Genomic DNA, 16,309 nt, shown 5'->3' on the forward strand with positions numbered 1-16,309 from the left:
CTCCTGTAGTTCAGTTCGTTTCCGCGCCGCGATGGATGATCGACGCGAAAACCGTCCGCATCGCCGCGATGTAGCGCTCGACCGAGTCGTGGGCGGCCGCGGTGTCGGGGTAGATGACGCTCAGCGTCGTCGCCGACGGCAGCCGGTTGACCCAGATCAGGGCCTCCTCCGACGCGGCGCGGTTGGCGTAGACGCCGGCCGTCACCTCGTCGAAGAATTCGTGGCCGAGGAAGTCGCGGGCATCGATGAACGAAATCATCGGTGTGACCCAGCCGGGTTCGGCCTTGATCTCCGAGTCGGCGGGCAGTAGTTCCAGCACCCGATGGAACGAGGTGGGCGCCAGGCGCAGCCCGTTCTCGTAGGCGCGCTGGGCCAGTTTCAGGGTGCGGGTGACGGGGGTGCCGGGGCCCAGCGGGAAGGCCACCGGCACCAATGTCACGTACCAGCCGACCGAATTGCCCTCCGCCGCAGAGGTTCTGGTACTCACCGGCGTCATTCCGAAGTAGTAGTCGGAATCGGTGAGATCGCGTTCCGCCAAAGCCGCGGCCGCGAAGACTCCGCCCACGAATTCCGCGTCGTTGGCCCGGCAGATCTCTTCGAAGGCCAGCGCCTGGTGTTCGTCGAGCAGGGTGACGGTGCGGTGGGCGCTGCGGTGGTAGCCGTCGGAGCGCTTGCCGAGGTCCAGCGGAAACGACGGCAGCCGATTGTCGTTGCCGCGCAACAACTGTAACCACTTCTGTACACCCGGCGAGGACAGCGTCAGCATATCGCTGTAGCCGCGCTCGGTGAGGCAGTAGTCCAGATAGCTGGCCGCCGGTGGCAGCGGTTCGGCCTCACCGCTCAGTTCGGACAGATACAGCTGAGCGAAATCGGACGCCGACAGGTACTGCCCGAGACCGTCGGTGTGCAGGTGGTCGACGGCGAGGTAGACCGTGGTCGCGTCACCGTGTTCGATGGCGCCGAAGGTGAAGCAATCCCACTGGAACGGATCGGGAGTCGTCTTCTCGACGTGCCGGCGGATCGCGGCCGGATCGTCGATCCACCCGTAATCGATCGGAATGAAGTCCACGACGTCCTCGGGCACCAGATGCCGTCGCACGGTGCCGTCGGCGCCGATGTCGAACCAGGTCCGGAAGGTGTCGTGACGCAACAGGAAGGTGTTGACGATCCGCGTCATCGCCTCCCGGTCCAGGCCACCGGTCGGGATCTGCGCGGTGGCCAGGCACAGTCCGGAGAACCGGAAGTCGGCGGCGGCGTGCCGATCCGCTTGGCGCAGATACTGTTCCTGTTGTAGCGACGGCGGCGCCGGATGCACCGGGGCGGTCCGGGCCCGCGCCACCGCTTCCGGTGACGCGACCCAGGTGACCATCCGCCCCGGCGGCGGTGACCATTCGTCGATGAGTCCGAAATCGACCACGGTTATCTCACTTCCACCGGCGGGCACCGAAACGGCGGGCCATCAGCTGACCCCCGCCATCTCCGCGACCGCATCGGCCGGCGCGGCGTGCGCGTTCGACTCGGGCGCGGGCTGGGAACCGTTCGGAGCGGCGTCGTCCACCGCCGCGGCCAAGGCCGCCGGATCCGGTTGGGCGCCGCCGGGTTCGTGCGCCAGGATCAGTTCGGCCACTTTCGGCCCGGCCTGTTCCAGGCTGAACGAGCGCCCCATCTGCAGCGACATCAGGTCGATGCCGAGCGTCTTGGTGACCCGGGCGCCGAGTTCGACCGCCATCAGCGAATCCAGGCCCAGCTCCGGCACCGGGATCGTCATATCGATGGTGTCGACGTCCACGCCCATGACGACGGCCAGTTCGCCGGCCATCAGCCGGGCGATATGCGGTCCGCGCTTGGATTCCTCCATCGCGGCCAGCTCCTCGCGCAGCCGGGCCAGCTCGGAGGTGTCCTTCGCCGAGGCCCGGGCCAGTGCGGCGGTGCGACCGGTGCGCGCCAGCTGCGGGAACGTGCCGGTGAGCTTGGCCCAGTCGGTCGGGATGATCGCGACCCGCGTCGCGCCCAGGCGCAGGGTCTGCTCCAGGTAGGCGGTGGCGTCGCCCATATCGATCGGGCCGAATCCGACCAGGTCGAGATATTTCTCGGAGGTCTCGTTCGCCGCCATACCGCCGGCACCGGACAGGTGACCCCAGCCGACGCACAACGCCCGCTCCCCCGCGGCCGACCAGCGCAGCGCCAGCGATTCGACCGCGACATTGGCCGCGCAGTAACTGTATTGGCCGTAGATGCCGTACATCGACCCGCCCGAGGAGCACAGCACGAACATGTCGAGATCGATACCCGCCTCGGCGACGGCCCGGTGCACGACCTGCGCGCCCAGCACTTTCGGCAGATAGACCTGTTCGAGCTGGCCGCGTTCCATCTTGGCGAGGTTGTTGTCGGCGACCGCGCCCGCGGCGTGGAACACCCCGCGCAGCGGATGGTCCGCGGTGTGGATGCGCTCGACGGCATCGGCGACCGCGCCGGGCTCGGTCACGTCGAGCAGTTCCTCGACGATCTCGATCCCGATCGCGCGCCACGCCTCGAGCTGACGACGCGCCTCCTCCGTGGTCGCGCCCCGCCGCCCGGCCAGCACGAGCCGCCGCGCACCGCGCAAGGTCAGCCAGCGGCCGATCGCCAGACCGAAACCACCGAAGCCGCCGGTGATCAGATACGTTGCGGTGTCGCTGATCTCGACATCGGGCAGATGCGGGCGCACCGGCGGTTCGGGTGCGTCCATGCGCAGCGCGATGCGCGCCGGCCGCGACGAGCGCAGCGTCTCCTCGAACGCCTTGCTCACCTCGGCGGTGTCGAACATGTGGTACGGCAGGGGCCGGTAGGTGCCCTCGGTGACCTTCTCGAACACGCGTTGCAGCAGAGCCGCGAGTCGTTGTGGCTTCACTTTGACGAGGCGGTCCAGGTCCATCGAGAAGTACGACAGGTTCTTGTCGAAATTGGCCAGTTCCAGCAGCCCGCCGGTGTAGATGTCGGCCTTGCCGACCTCGACGATGCGGCCGAATTCGGCTGCGGCGTTGAAGTTCTGGCGCAGAATCTCACCGGGTGCGCTGCTGACGATCACATCCGCGCCCGCGCCGCCGGTGATCGCGGCGACCTCGTCGACGAAGTTCAGCGAGCGTGAATTCACCGCGTAGTCCGCGCCCATCGCCAGTACGTGCGCGCGCCGCTCCGGGGTGCTGGCGGTGCCGATGATGGTGGCGCCGCGCGCCTTGGCGACCTGGATCGCGGCGGTGCCGACACCACCGGCCGCGCCGTGCACGAGCACCGTCTCCCCCGGTTCCAGCCGGGCCAGATCCAGCAGGGCGTATTCGGCGGTGCCGAAGGCGATGATGCTGGTGCAGTGCCCGGGATCGGTGCCCTCGGGCAGGACGACCGCGAGCTGCCGGTCCACGACCGCGAAGCGGCGCATCATGCCCTTGGCGGCCACACCGACCAGATCACCTTCGCTGACGCCCTCGACGCCGGGCCCGACCCGGACCACGGTGCCGACGCCCTCCATACCGGGCACCGTGCCGAAATACGTGGGTGCGAGCTCCCGTTCGCCGAGCAGCCCGATGACCTTCAGCGGATCCTTGTAGTTCAAACCGATGACCTGCATGCGGATCTCGATCTCGCCGGGGCCCGGCGCCACCCGCGGGCATTCCCGCCACGCCAGTGCCGACAGCAGCCGGGTACGCGGCATGTCGAGTTCGAAGTTGGCGTCCGGATCGGTCAGCGGCGCCGAGGTTTCCAAGGCTTCCAGGCGCTCGGGCAGCGGTTTGGTGATCACCGTCGCCCAGCGTTTACCGTCGCGCAGCAGGACCTCGTCGCTGTTGTCGAGGGAGAAGGCGCCGGGCACCGCCAGCTCCGCCACGAGATCGGCGATCGGGGTGGCGGGTTCGATGTCGACGAGCCGCCATCGCAGGGCGGTCTGCTCGTTGAGCAGCACCCGCCGGGCGCCGGCCAGTGCGGCCTGTCCGGTGTCGGGCGGGACGGGACTGCCCGGCAGGGCGAAGGCGGATTCGGTGACCAGCGTGCAGTGCACCAGGCCGTCGCCGAAAATCGTTTGTGGCGTGCCGTTTTCGCTGGGCGGCTCGACGAAGTCGGCGATCGCTACCGCGATGCGCTTGAGCGTCCACAAGTCGGCCACGTCGTCGGCGACAGCACCGGCCACCACACAGATGTGCAACCGCCGAGCGGGTTCGTCCCGGGCCGCGCGCAACTGCTCGACGAGCGCCGATTCCAGTTCGGGGCCGGTCGAATCCACCACGTGCAGACGGGAATTCGCCAGTGCGGCTACCAACCGGTCGGCCCGGGCGGTCTCCCCCAGGCGGACCACCACGGTACTCACCGACCCGGCCTCGGCCAGCGCGGCCGGGTCGATCGGATCGCGTTCCTCGAAGGTCTCGGTGTAGTAGAAGTCGGCCATCCGGTGCAGCGGATCGTCGCCGGGCCGCAGCGCGCCGATCTGCAGGCCGGACAGGCGGACGACCAATCTGTGGTCGGCGTCGAGCAGATCCACATCGGCGCGCAACCGAGCGTTCGGATCGCGCCGGGCGACCACCGTCACCGTCTCGGGCAGCGCCGCGAGCAACCGCACCGCGCCGACGCCCACCGGAACCATCACGCCCTCGTCGATGCGTTCGTCGGCGAACAGCATGGCCGCACACTGCATGGCGGCGTCCACGACCGCCGGATGCGCCAGATGGCCGGAGTCCGCGGCGATCGTGCCGTCGACGGTCGCCACCACCACATCACGGCCGACGCGCACCGAGGTGACCCGCCGGAACGACGGCCCGTACTGCAGTCCGGCCGCGGCCAGGCCGGTGTAGAACATCGCGGGATCGACGTCGATGCCGACCTCGATCTCCGGAACGGCGACCGTGGTCTGCTCGTGGCTGCCGGTGAGGGTGCGCCCGGAGGCGTGCACCGTCCACGCGGTGCCGGTGGCACTGCGCGACCTGATCAGGAACCGGCCGCTGGCCTCCTCGATACTCAGCGCCACCAGCGGCACGTCCGGAGCGCCCATGATCAGCGGCGCGACGAACCGAACTCCCTCCAGCGCAACCTGTTCCGAGCCGATCCGTGACTTGGTGGCACTCAGCGCCGCGTCCAGATACGCGGCGCCGGGCATGATCTTGATGCCGTTGACCACGTGATCCGACAGCCACGGCAGCAATTCGGTGCCGACCTGCAGCAGCCATTCCGGCCGGCCTTCGACATCGGGATCGCCGAGCATGGCGTACCCGCCGGGCGTGCCGAGGCGGGCCTGTTCGAACAGCGGCAGTGCCGAGTGCAGGCGGGTGCGCTGCCACGGGTAGCGCGGCAGAGGCAGGTGCGGGGTGGCCGGGCGATCGGGCGGGAACAGCAGATCGCGGTCGAGGACGCCCGCGGCGTGCAGGCCGATCAGGGTGCGGCGCAGACTGTCGGCGTCGGATTGTTCGCGGTCCAGCGTCGGCACCGTCGTCCCCTGCACATCGGCGCCGAGCAGGGCTTCGCGAATATTGCCCGAGAGCACCGGATGCGGCCCCACCTCGAGGAAGATCCGGTGACCCGCACCGACCAGGGCGCCGACGGCATCGAAGAACCGGACCGGCTGCCGCACATTCGACCACCAGTAGGACGCGTCCCAATCGGCCTCGGAGACCCGCATACCGGTCACCGTGGAATACAGCGGCACGGTCGGGGTCTGCGGCGCGAGATCGGCCAGCACCGACCGCAATTCGGCTTCGATCGGTTCCATCAGGCGGCTGTGGTAGGGCACCTCGACGCGCAGGCGGCGAGCGAAAACGCCCTCCTCGGTGAGCTTTTCGGCCAGTAGGTCCAGCCGTTCGACATCGCCGGAGAGGGTGACGGCGCTGGGGCTGTTGACCGCGGCGATATCGATGCCCGGATCGTCGCCGATCAATTCGAGGGCCCTGTCCTTCGGCAGTCCCACCGCGAGCATGCCGCCGGTGCCCGCGGTGGTCGCCTGGAGGCGGGCGCGATGGTAGGCCACGCGCACGGCGTCGCGCAGCGACAGCATCCCGCTCACATACGCCGCCGACACCTCGCCCACGCTGTGGCCCACGATGGCGGCCGGCGTGATGCCGTACTGCTCCAGCTCGCGCACGAGGCCGACCTGGACGAGGAAGTTGGCCGGTTGCGCGACTTCGGTACTGGTGACCCGGGATTCGTCCTCCGGTTTGCGCAGTTCCTCGACGATCGACCACCCCGCGAGGGCGTGGAACTCGGCATCGATCTCGGCCGCGGTGGCGGCGAACACGCCACCGGCCGCGAGCAGTTCCCGCCCCATGCGCCAGTGCTGGGGGCCCATTCCGGAGAACACGAACACCGGTTCGGGCGCGCGCGAGACGATGGTGCGCGAGGCGTCGCGCCCCTCGCCCGCCGCGTAGCCGCGCAGCTCGCGCACCAACTCCTCGGTGGAGTCACCGATCAGCACGCCCGTGCGGAACGCGTGGTGCGCCATCCGCGTCCATGCGGCCTCGGCGAGATGATCGGGGTCGGCCCCCGCGGCGATCAGATCGGCGAATCGTCCGGCCAGCGCGCGGGCCGCCGCGGTGCTGCGAGCCGAGATGGGCAGAATGCCGAGGTGGCGGTGGGGTCCGGCGGACGCCGGTGCGGGACCGGCGTACTCCTGCAGAATCGCGTGCGCGTTGGTTCCGCCGTAGCCGAAACCGTTGACCGCCACCGACATCGGGCCGGCGTCGGCAGGCAGCGGTTGCGCCTCGGTCTGCACGTGCAGGCCCAGTTCCTCGAAGGGGATGTCGGGATTCGGCTTGTCCAGCCAGCCCTGCGGGGGCAAGGTGCGGTGTGTGATGGCCAGCGCCGCCTTGATCACGCTGGCGACTCCGGCGGCGGCCTCGGTGTGGCCGATCGTCGCCTTCACCGATCCCACGCCGACCGACTCGGTACGTCCGGCAGGTGCGCCGAAAACCTTTCCGAGCGCGCGCAATTCGACCGGGTCGCCGACGAGGGTTCCGGTGCCGTGCGCCTCGAGGTAGGTGATCGACTGCGGCGCCAGGCCCGACCGTTCGCAGACGGTGCGGGCCAGCGCCTCCTGGGAATCGACATTCGGCACCGTGATGGCGGTGGTGCGCCCGTCCTGATTCGAGCCGGTGGCCTTGACCACCGCGTAGATGCGGTCGCCGTCGCGCACGGCGTCGTCGAGCTTCTTCAGCACCACCATGCCGGCGCCCTCGCCGCGGCCGTATCCGTCGGCGGAGGCGTCGAAGGATTTGCAGCGGCCGTCGGCGGCGAGGAAGCCGCCCTTGCACATCAGCACGAAGGTCTCCGGCTGCAGCATCACGTTCACGCCGCCCGCCAGGGCCACCCGGCAGTCGTCGTTGTCCAGGGCCTGGCAGGCCAGATGGAACGCGACCAGTGACGACGAGCAGGCGGTGTCGACGGTGAGCGCGGGCCCGACCAGATTGAGCGCGTAGGCGATTCGATTCGACAGCATCGTGTAGGACGCGCTCGCCGGGGTGTGCATATCGGTGTGGAACAGCGCCGGCCCGACCACGCCGATCACGGACTGGTCGACCACGAATCCGCCGACGTACACGCCGACCGAGGAACCGGCCGCGCGCCCGGCCATCCCCGCGTCGTCGAGCGCCTCCCACGTCACCTCCAGCATGAGGCGTTGCTGCGGGTCCAGCACCGTCGCCTCGCGCGGGGAGATCCCGAAGAAGTCGGGGTCGAACTGCCACGGGTCGGCGGTCATGAAGGCGCCGCGCTTGGTGTAGCTGCGGCCCGGGGTGCGGGGTTCGGGGTCGTAGTACCTGCGGTAGTCCCATCGATCCGCCGGCATCTCGACCACGCCGTCGCGCTTGTCGACCACGAAGTCCCAGAATGTCTCGGGCGAGTCGATTCCGCCCGCGAATCGACAGCCGATACCCACAATTGCAATATCCGACACGAATATCCTCCGGTCTCGCGTTCAGAGGCCACCGGCTGATCTCGGCGACTCACTCGTCTCTCTGCGGTCCTGGGCATTGACCGATGGCGCCCACGCTATTGACCGTGATCGGAGATGGAAGAGATTCACTCCACTTTTGGACCCTCCAACCAACCGCGTGCGGCGGTTTTGTGAACCCGCCCAGCCGCCGTCCCGCCGTGTTCCACGCCGACCACTCGGTCTCTGAAATCGTTAGGACGCAACGATATTCGGTACAATTCCCGGCGTTGCGGCCTGGTGCGGCCGCGGGCTCTGCTCACCGCTCACAAGACTGCCGCACCGCGATTATGATCCGTCGGAAAATTGCTGTACGCCGGCCGAATTCGCGCGTAAAGCGTCCTATCTTTCCTCGAACGCTCATTTCTCGAGGCAGCTGTCGGCCGTCCCCACGACAACGCGGCGGTTAATTTCCGGAAATTCCGTCGAAACCGCAGGCCCGGTCTCGCGACGAGCGTCGCGAAACGACAGCCGAACCGATCCGCGCAAACAGTTGGGAGCCGGCACTTGTCCGCCGAATCGAATCACTGGGCCGATCTCGTGCTGCGCCGGCGGTTCACGGTGATCGGCGTGCTGGTGACCGGCCTGCTCGCCCTGGGTTGGTACGGCCTCGGCCTCGGCGGACATCTGAGCTCCAGCGGCTGGGACGATCCGTCCTCGGAATCGGTGCGAGCCGCGCACGTGCACGAGGAGATCTTCGGTCGCGACCACAGTGCCGATGTGGTCGTGCTGTATCACGCCCCGCCCGGCACGACGATCGACGATCCGGCCTTCGCCGCGCCGATCGTCGCCGCCCTCGACAGTCTGCCGGAGCGCTTCCCCGGGCAGATCGATCGGGTGAACGCCGCATATTGGCCCACCACAACGGGTGTGGCGGTTCCGGATATGTTCGGCTCCGCGGACCGTGAGCACGCCTTCGCCTCCATCGCCATCCACGGCGACGACCCCACCGAGCAGATGCGCAACTTCCGCGCCGTCGCGCACGCCTTCGATGTTCCCGGCGTCGATATGGAGGTCGCCGGCGGGCAGGCGGTGGCCGGCGCGCTGAACGACACCATGGCCCACGATCAGCAGCGCATGGAGTTGTTCGCGATTCCCGCGGTGGCGGTGCTGCTGTTCTTCCTCTTCGGCGGGGTGGTGGCGGCGGCGCTGCCGTTGATCGTCGGCGGGCTCACCGTGCTCGGCGCCTGGGGCCTCATCCGGCTGCTGACCACCGTCACCGAGGTCAATTCCTTCGTCTCGCCGGTGGTTTCGATGGTCGGGCTGGGCCTGGCCATCGATTACGGGCTGTTCGTGCTGAGCCGGTTCCGCGATGAACTCGCCGACGGTCGTGACGTCGACAACGCGGTCCGGCGTTCCGTGGCGACCGCGGGCCACACGGTGGTGTTCTCCGCGACCATCGTGGCCGTGGCCGCCGCCGGAATACTCGTATTCCCGCAGGGCTTTCTGCGTTCGTTCGCCTACGGCGCCATCATCACTATCTCGCTGGCCGCGTTCACCACGATCACCTTGCTGCCCGCGATGCTGGCGGTGCTCGGCCACCGGGTGGACCGCTTCGGCGTGTCCTGGTTCCGCCGGACCACACCGCCGGGCCGGGTTCCGGACAATCTCTGGGGACGGATCGCCGACCGCGTCATGAAAAGACCGCTGTTCGTGGCGGTTTCGGTGGTCATCGGACTGCTGGTGCTGATCGCGCCGATCCGGGACCTGGCCTTCGGCGCCATCAACGAACGCTTCCTGCCACCGGATCATCCGACCCGACTGGCGCAGCAGCACTTCGACGAGATCTTCCCGCTGCGCCGCATCAACCCGATCGATCTGGTGCTGATCACCTACGATCCCGCCGCCAAGGAGACCGTGCTCGCCGAGGCCGGCCACGCCCCGGGTCTCGCGGCGCCCTTCCCGACCTGGCTGCAGCGGCCGGCGCAGTCGAGCGTGTTCACCACGCAAACGGTGCTCGCATCCACCGCCGACAAGGATGCGGCGATCGATTACCTGCACTCGATGCCACTGCCGAAGGGCGCCACCCTGCTCGTCGGCGGTCAGCCCGCCATCGAGAAGGACAGTATCGACGCACTCGTCGACCGGATACCGCTGGTGGTCGCCCTCGTCTTCCTCGCCACCACCGCCCTGATGGCATGGAGTTTCCGCTCGCTGGTGCTGCCGTTGAAGGCGGCCGCGTTGAATCTGCTCGGGCTCGGGTCCACGGTCGGAATCCTCACCTGGATCTTCATCGACGGGCACGGCGCCGGACCGCTCGGCTTCACCCCGCAGCCGATCATGTCGCTGGTGCTGGTGGTGATCGTGTCGGTGATCTACGGGCTGTCCACCGACTACGAGATATTCCTGCTCTCGCGCATGGTCGAGGCCCGGGCCGCGGGCGCGTCCACCCACGAGGCGATTCGCGCCGGGGTCGCCCACACCGGGCGCATCATCACCGCCGCCGCCCTGATCCTGCTGGTCGTCACCGGCGCCTTCGCGCTGTCGGACCTGGTGATGATGCAGTACATCGCATTCGGCATGGTCGCCGCCCTGCTCATCGACGCCACCATTCTGCGAGTGCTGCTGGTTCCGGCGACGATGCGCCTGCTCGGCGATGTCTGCTGGTGGGCACCGCGCTGGTTGCGCCGCGTACCGGGGTCGAGCACGGAACACGAAAACGGCGACAGGACAGCGCCTTTCGCGGACACGGACAGTGTGCCCGCGGCGGTGGGCGGCACTCGGTGAGCTCGTCGGGGGACGCCTCCGGGCAGAGACCGTCGAACCGAGCCGCACGCCGCAGCGGCGCCTCGTGAGTACAGTGGCTTCTGCTCTCGAATGGCTCGTCGCGCAGGCTTGTACCGGAGAGAAGGAGATGCCGTGCCCGAACCCGCAGCCGTACTCTTCGACATCGACGGCACGCTCGTCGACTCCAACTATCTGCATGCCGTGACCTGGCATCGTGCCTTCCGCGAGGTCGACGCGGAGGTGCCGACCTGGCGGATCCACCGCGGTATCGGCATGGACGGCGACGAACTGCTGCGCACCCTCGCCCCCGATCTCGACAGCGAGACCGCCGACACCGCCAGCGACCTGCACAGCCGTTACTACCTCGAGCGCGCCGGCGAACTGACCCTGCTGCCCGGCGCCCGCGAGATCCTGCGCCATCTGCACGATGCGGGCCTGCGCGTCGTCCTCGCCACATCCGCACCGCCGGACGAATTGGCCCGGCTGCGCGATCTGCTCGACAGCGAGTCGGTGTTGTACGCGGTGACCGGGGCCGAAGACGTGGAGACGGCCAAACCCGATCCGACCATCGTCCAGGTGGCCCTGGACCGGGCCGGTGTCACGCCGCAGCGAGCGGTGTTCGTCGGCGATACGGTCTGGGACATGCGCGCCTGCACGAAGCTCGGCGTTCCCGCGATCGGTGTCCTGAGCGGCGGTATCTCCCGCGGCGAGCTCGAGGCCGACGGCGCGGCGTTCGTCTGCGACGACGTCGCGCACCTGCGCCGTGACCTGCACCGCAGCCCGCTGGCGTCCCTTCTCTGATCGTTTCCGGCGCGAATTCGTTACCGCCTCGAGAAACATGTCACCACCGGATGACACGACGCGCGGCGCCGCAACACCATGGACAAGTAGGCTTCGTAGTCCGCACGGCGCGGCCTGGACCAGGCGACCGTGCCCGGAGCAGTGGCAGTGGCACAGCGGAGGATCACCGACCGATGACAGTAGAGTTCGACAGCGACAGCTTGGCCGCGACCGAGCAGTTCCTGAATCGGAACTACACGACCATGGAGATCGGCAATACCACCGAGGCGCCGGTCCGCAGCCGGATCGCGCGCGAGACGCTGGGCGGGGTGAGTCTCGACCGGCTCGAACTCGGATTCGACATGAGCTACGACGCTGATCCCTTGAACAAGATCTGCCTGGTCGGTGTCGAATCCGGATCTGTCGAGGAGAACTACGTCGACGTCGGCACCGATACCTTCGGGCCGGGCGAAATCGGAGTTCTGACCCCGCCGGATCTGCCGTATTCCGGAATCATCCACCAGGCTCGCTACACGATCACGATGTTCGATCCCGCACTGCTCACTCGCGTCGCCTCCCCGAATCGGCCCGAGGACGGAGAGGTAGCTCTCGCGGGCCATCGCGCCGTGACCCCGGAGGCAGGTCACCGACTCACCGCGGTGATCACCCATATGCACCAGCTCGCCGCGTCGTACGACGGTGACGTGCCACCGCTGGTGGCGGCCACGGCGTCGCAATACCTGGCGGCGACCGTGCTGCACACGTTTCCGACCACCGCCGGCCTGGAGGCGAGCCCCCTCGATCGCCGGGACGCGCATCCGCTGACGGTGCGCCGCGCGGTGGCCTACATGGAATCCCATATCCACGACGACATCGCCGTCACCGACATCGCCGCGGCTGCCTACGTGACCGTGCGGGCGTTGCAGATCGCCTTCCGCCGCCACCTCGACACGACACCCACGGCGTATCTGAAGCGCATGCGGCTGCGCGGAGCCCACGAAGACCTGATCGCGGGCAGTGCCCACGACGGCGACAGCGTCGCCGCCATCGCCGCCACCTGGGGCTTCGGCCACCCCGGTCGTTTCGCCGCGCTCTACCGCCGGCACTACGGACGCTCCCCCGCCACCGCGCTCGCCGGCTGAGCGCTGGGACCGGGGCATATTCCGGCGCTGGGCCGCCTCAGGACGGAAAACGAACGGTTCAGTCCACTGTGCGTTCGAACAACGGCAGCGGGCCCATCCCGTGAACATAATGATGCTTGTGCATAGAACCGACTCCCTTCGCGACCATGCGGCACCCGAGCCCCGCTCGGACACCGCCGGCAATATGCCGAGAGTGGGGTCGTTCCGGTTCTGGTTCGCCACCCGCCGCTGGGAGTGGTCGGAAGAGGTGTATCGCATGCACGGCTATACGCCCGGCGGAGTAGTGCCGACGACGGAACTGCTCCTCGCACACAAGCATCCCGACGATCGCGAGGAAGTCGCCAAAACGATCGCCCGCGCGATCGAACTGGGCGAATCGTTCTCCAGCCGGCATCGTTTCGTCGACACGGCGGGTGCGGTGCACAACGTGATGGTCGTCGCCGACCGGATCTACGACGACGCCGGACAGGTCGCCGCCACCGCCGGCTTCTACATCGACCTCACCGACACCCTTGCCGAGAACGAGCGCGAAACACTGTCGGCCACTCTGCCCGACGTGATCGAGAACCGCGCGGTGATCGAACAGGCCAAGGGCGTGCTGATGCGGATGTACCGCATCAACGCCGAGCAGGCCTTCAAGGTGCTGGCGTGGCGCTCGCAGGAAACCAACACCAAACTGCGCGACCTCGCCGCCCAGATCATCGAGGAACTTCCCCTCGTCGCGCCGCCGGCCCCGGAAACCATCACCGCCTTCGATCACCTGCTGCTCACCGTGCACACCCGCATCCCGAGGTCGAAGGTCGGCGGCTAGCGGCGAGTTTGCCGACGCACCGGCCGGGTATTACGCAGCGACCGCTCGCAGACCCGGAGGTGCTCGATGTCCGAACGATTCGATGATCAGAGCCGGCCCGCGAATCCGGAGCGCGAGGACATCTCGCTCAGCGACTCGCCCGTGACCAACCGCAAGAGCCCGCTCCTGCTGATCGTCACCATGGTCATCGTGCTGGTCGTCATCGTGGTGCTGTTCGCGGTGCTGGGCTGAACCGCGGGGATGTCGCTGCGGACGGGGGCCAGGGTGCACGGGTTAGTCTCGCCCCGATGGCTTTTCACGGTGTAGAGATCATCGCGCGCGGCATCACGGCTCGCGGAGCACGGGGATGCGCGTTCGCGGGGGTGTCGGTGGATGTCGCGGCCGGCCGGCTGGGTGTGGTGGCCGGGCCCTCGGGATCCGGCCGGACCTCGCTGCTGCTGGCGGTGGCGGGACGGATGCGATTGGTGGCCGGCAGTGTCGCAGTGGGTGGTTACCGGTTGCCCGCCGACGGCGCACGGGTCCGGCAACTCGTCGCGGTGGCACGGGCGGAGCCGGCGGTCGGCCTCGACGACGAACTGCGCGTGGGCGATATCGTCACCGAGCGGATGATGATCGGCGGGCCGCGAATCGGAAAGGCCGGCATCCGTGATGCCCTGACGTTGCTCGGCGTCGACGCGCCCGCGACGGCGACCGTGGCGGAACTGCCGCCGCGTGAGCAGACCCTGCTCGCCGTGGCGTTGGCGGCGGCCGAACAACCGGGCGCGATCGTCGTCGACGACGTCGAGCGCGGCTGCGACGACACGGACGCCGAACGTATCTGGGATGCCTTGCGCACTCTCACCGGACTGGGCTGCACCGTGGTCGCGACGACGACGATTCCGCCACCGTCCCTCGACGACTCCGCCGCGGTGATCGACCTGCCGCACCCGACCCAGCGAGACCAGATCCCCCTGCCGGAGGAGTGAGCGATGACCGCGGTTCGCCTGGCCCTGTTGGAATTTCGCCGCTTCCGGGCACCGATGCGCCGACTGGTCCCGATCGGGCTGGCGATGATTCCGCTGCTGTACGGGGCGCTGTATCTGTGGTCGAACTGGGACCCTTACGGGCGCACCGATCAGATCCCGGTCGCGGTGGTGAACCAGGACCGGCCCGCCGTGGCCAACGGCCAGATGATCGACGCCGGAAAGCAATTCACGCAACAACTGCAGGCGTCGGGAGCCTTCGCCTGGAATTTCGTCGATGCCGACGAGGCGCTGGACGGTCTGCGCCACGGCCGCTACTACTTCACGATCACCGTGCCGCCGGACTTCAGCCACAAACTGGCCACCGCGCAGAACCCGATCCCCGAACGCGCCACCATGGGAATCACGCTCAACGACGCGAACAACTACATCGTGGGCATCGTCGCGCAAACCGCGAAAACCGAACTGCAGAGCCAGATCGACACCGCCGCCCACGCCGCCTACGCCACCGCCATCTACGGCGATCTGTCCCAGGTGAAACAGCAATTGCAGATCGCCTCGGCCGGCGCGCACAAACTGCTCGACGCGACGGTGCTCGCACAACAGGGCAGCGCCGCGCTGACCCAGGGCATCACCGCCGCACAGACCGGCGCCGCATCGATCACCGAGGGCGTACAGCAGCTCGCCGACGCCGGCACCCGCGCCGATCAGGCGATCACCGCGATCACGAACGCGGGTGTGGCCACACTGCCCGCCGCGACGGGCACGGTCGCCAACGCCACCTCGGCCGCCGCGCAGAGTTTGAGTCTGGTCCGCGATGCCACCGGCATCGTCAGCCGGACCGCCACCGACGGCTCGACCGCGCTGGACCAATTCGCCTCCGCCCACCCGGAATTCGCGCTCGATCCCCTGCTGGGCACCGCCCGCCGCAACGCGCAGACTCTCGCCCAGACCGCCACCACCGCGAACACCACCGCGGACCAGGCACAGACCTCCGCGCAGCAGGCCGCCGCGCAGGCGAGCGAATTACAGAGCAGCGCAGGAACAGTCGGCCAAGCTGTCGCCGGGGCCGCGGCACCACTGCAGGCACTGACGGCGGCGTCGCGCACCATCGGCGGCGGGGCTGCCCATATCGGCGCCGGGCTCGGGGCGCTCGAGGCGGGCAGCCGGACGCTGCAGACGGGTGCGGATCAGCTCAATTCCGGCGCCGCCGACATCACCCGGGTGGTCGACGGCGCCGTCACCAAGATCCCGGACACCAGCCCCGAGCAGACGGCCGCGGCCGCCGACGTACTCGGCTCACCGGTCGGCATCACCATGGACAACCTGCATCCCGCCGGTGTGTACGGGCGCGGATTCGCACCGTTCTTCTTCGCGATCGCGCTGTGGGTGGTCGGCCTGCTCGCCTACCTGTTCATCCGTCCGCTCAACCTGCGCGCACTGGCCGGGCGCGTCGGCGCGCTCACCGTCGCCGCGGCCGGATGGCTTCCGGTCGCCCTCATCGCCGCGGCCGGTGGGCTGCTGCTCTACCTCGTCGTGCAACTGGGGCTCGGACTCGATCCGCTGCATCCGGTCTGGGTGGGCGGACTGCTGATCCTGGCCGCGGCGGCATTCGTGGCGATCGATCACTTCCTGCGCGTCGCGCTCGGCGCGATCGGTGAGGCACTGTCGTTGGCGCTGTTGATCATTCAGCTCACCGCCTGCGGTGGCCTCTATCCGATCGAAACCACCCCGGCCCCGTTCCGGGCCGTCCATCCGCTCATCCCGATGACCTATGTCGTCGACGGTCTGCGCGTCGGCATCTCCGGCGGGCTCACCGGCAACCTCGTTCGCGACCTGGTCGTGCTGGCCGGATTCCTCGTCCTCTTCCTGGGCGCGACCACACTCGTCGTCCGCAGACAACGAGTGTGGTCGGTGAACCGGCTGCACCCGCAGATCGAGGCCTGAT

At 68.6% G+C, this 16,309-nt stretch carries 9 protein-coding genes; 7 read left to right on the forward strand and 2 right to left on the reverse strand.

Annotation, left to right across the window (positions count from 1 at the left end; translation table 11 throughout):
- Positions 1-10: 10 nt before the first annotated feature.
- Both NMI01S_RS16175 and NMI01S_RS16180 read right to left on the reverse strand, forming a co-directional pair.
- Positions 11-1,417 (reverse strand): condensation domain-containing protein, encoded by a 1,407-nt coding sequence (locus NMI01S_RS16175; protein WP_062998043.1) that lies wholly within the window; start codon positions 1,415-1,417, stop codon positions 11-13.
- 42 nt (positions 1,418-1,459) lie between these two features.
- A complete protein-coding gene (locus tag NMI01S_RS16180; RefSeq protein ID WP_062998044.1) occupies positions 1,460-7,903 on the reverse strand; it encodes a type I polyketide synthase in 6,444 nt (2,147 codons plus the stop codon).
- A gap of 543 nt (positions 7,904-8,446) precedes the next feature.
- Here NMI01S_RS16180 and NMI01S_RS16185 point away from each other — a divergent pair.
- The 7 genes from NMI01S_RS16185 (at position 8,447) to NMI01S_RS16210 (ending at position 16,308) form a co-directional block, all read left to right on the forward strand.
- Positions 8,447-10,666: an MMPL family transporter gene (locus NMI01S_RS16185; protein ID WP_062998045.1), complete on the forward strand. Its 2,220-nt coding sequence runs from the start codon at positions 8,447-8,449 to the stop codon at positions 10,664-10,666.
- A gap of 132 nt (positions 10,667-10,798) precedes the next feature.
- A complete protein-coding gene (locus NMI01S_RS16190) occupies positions 10,799-11,467 on the forward strand; it encodes an HAD family hydrolase (protein ID WP_245716888.1) in 669 nt (222 codons plus the stop codon).
- Positions 11,468-11,640: 173 nt separating this feature from the next.
- Positions 11,641-12,588, forward strand: a complete 948-nt coding sequence (locus tag NMI01S_RS16195) for a helix-turn-helix transcriptional regulator (RefSeq protein WP_062998048.1) — start codon at positions 11,641-11,643, stop codon at positions 12,586-12,588.
- Positions 12,589-12,700: 112 nt separating this feature from the next.
- Positions 12,701-13,399 (forward strand): PAS and ANTAR domain-containing protein, encoded by a 699-nt coding sequence (locus NMI01S_RS16200; protein WP_439956273.1) that lies wholly within the window; start codon positions 12,701-12,703, stop codon positions 13,397-13,399.
- Between the two features lie 66 nt (positions 13,400-13,465).
- Positions 13,466-13,630, forward strand: a complete 165-nt coding sequence (locus tag NMI01S_RS34870; protein ID WP_157126206.1) for a hypothetical protein — start codon at positions 13,466-13,468, stop codon at positions 13,628-13,630.
- Positions 13,631-13,686: 56 nt separating this feature from the next.
- Positions 13,687-14,364, forward strand: coding sequence for an ATP-binding cassette domain-containing protein (locus tag NMI01S_RS16205; protein ID WP_062998052.1), 678 nt, complete (start codon positions 13,687-13,689; stop codon positions 14,362-14,364).
- Between the two features lie 3 nt (positions 14,365-14,367).
- Entirely contained in the window at positions 14,368-16,308 is a 1,941-nt protein-coding gene (locus NMI01S_RS16210) for a YhgE/Pip family protein (protein WP_062998054.1), read from the forward strand.
- Position 16,309 lies beyond the last annotated feature (1 nt).

The sequence above is a fragment of the Nocardia mikamii NBRC 108933 genome (assembly GCF_001613505.1).
In the GTDB taxonomy this organism is placed as follows: Bacteria; Actinomycetota; Actinomycetes; order Mycobacteriales; family Mycobacteriaceae; genus Nocardia; species Nocardia mikamii.

Excerpts from the sequence above, each read along its gene's own strand:
- NMI01S_RS16195 (WP_062998048.1), top strand. The coding sequence starts at position 11,641 with ATGACAGTAGAGTTCGACAGCGACAGCTTGGCCGCGACCGAGCAGTTC.
- NMI01S_RS16200 (WP_439956273.1), top strand. The coding sequence starts at position 12,701 with ATGCTTGTGCATAGAACCGACTCCCTTCGCGACCATGCGGCACCCGAG.
- NMI01S_RS34870 (WP_157126206.1), top strand. The coding sequence starts at position 13,466 with ATGTCCGAACGATTCGATGATCAGAGCCGGCCCGCGAATCCGGAGCGC.
- NMI01S_RS16205 (WP_062998052.1), top strand. The coding sequence starts at position 13,687 with ATGGCTTTTCACGGTGTAGAGATCATCGCGCGCGGCATCACGGCTCGC.
- NMI01S_RS16210 (WP_062998054.1), top strand. The coding sequence starts at position 14,368 with ATGACCGCGGTTCGCCTGGCCCTGTTGGAATTTCGCCGCTTCCGGGCA.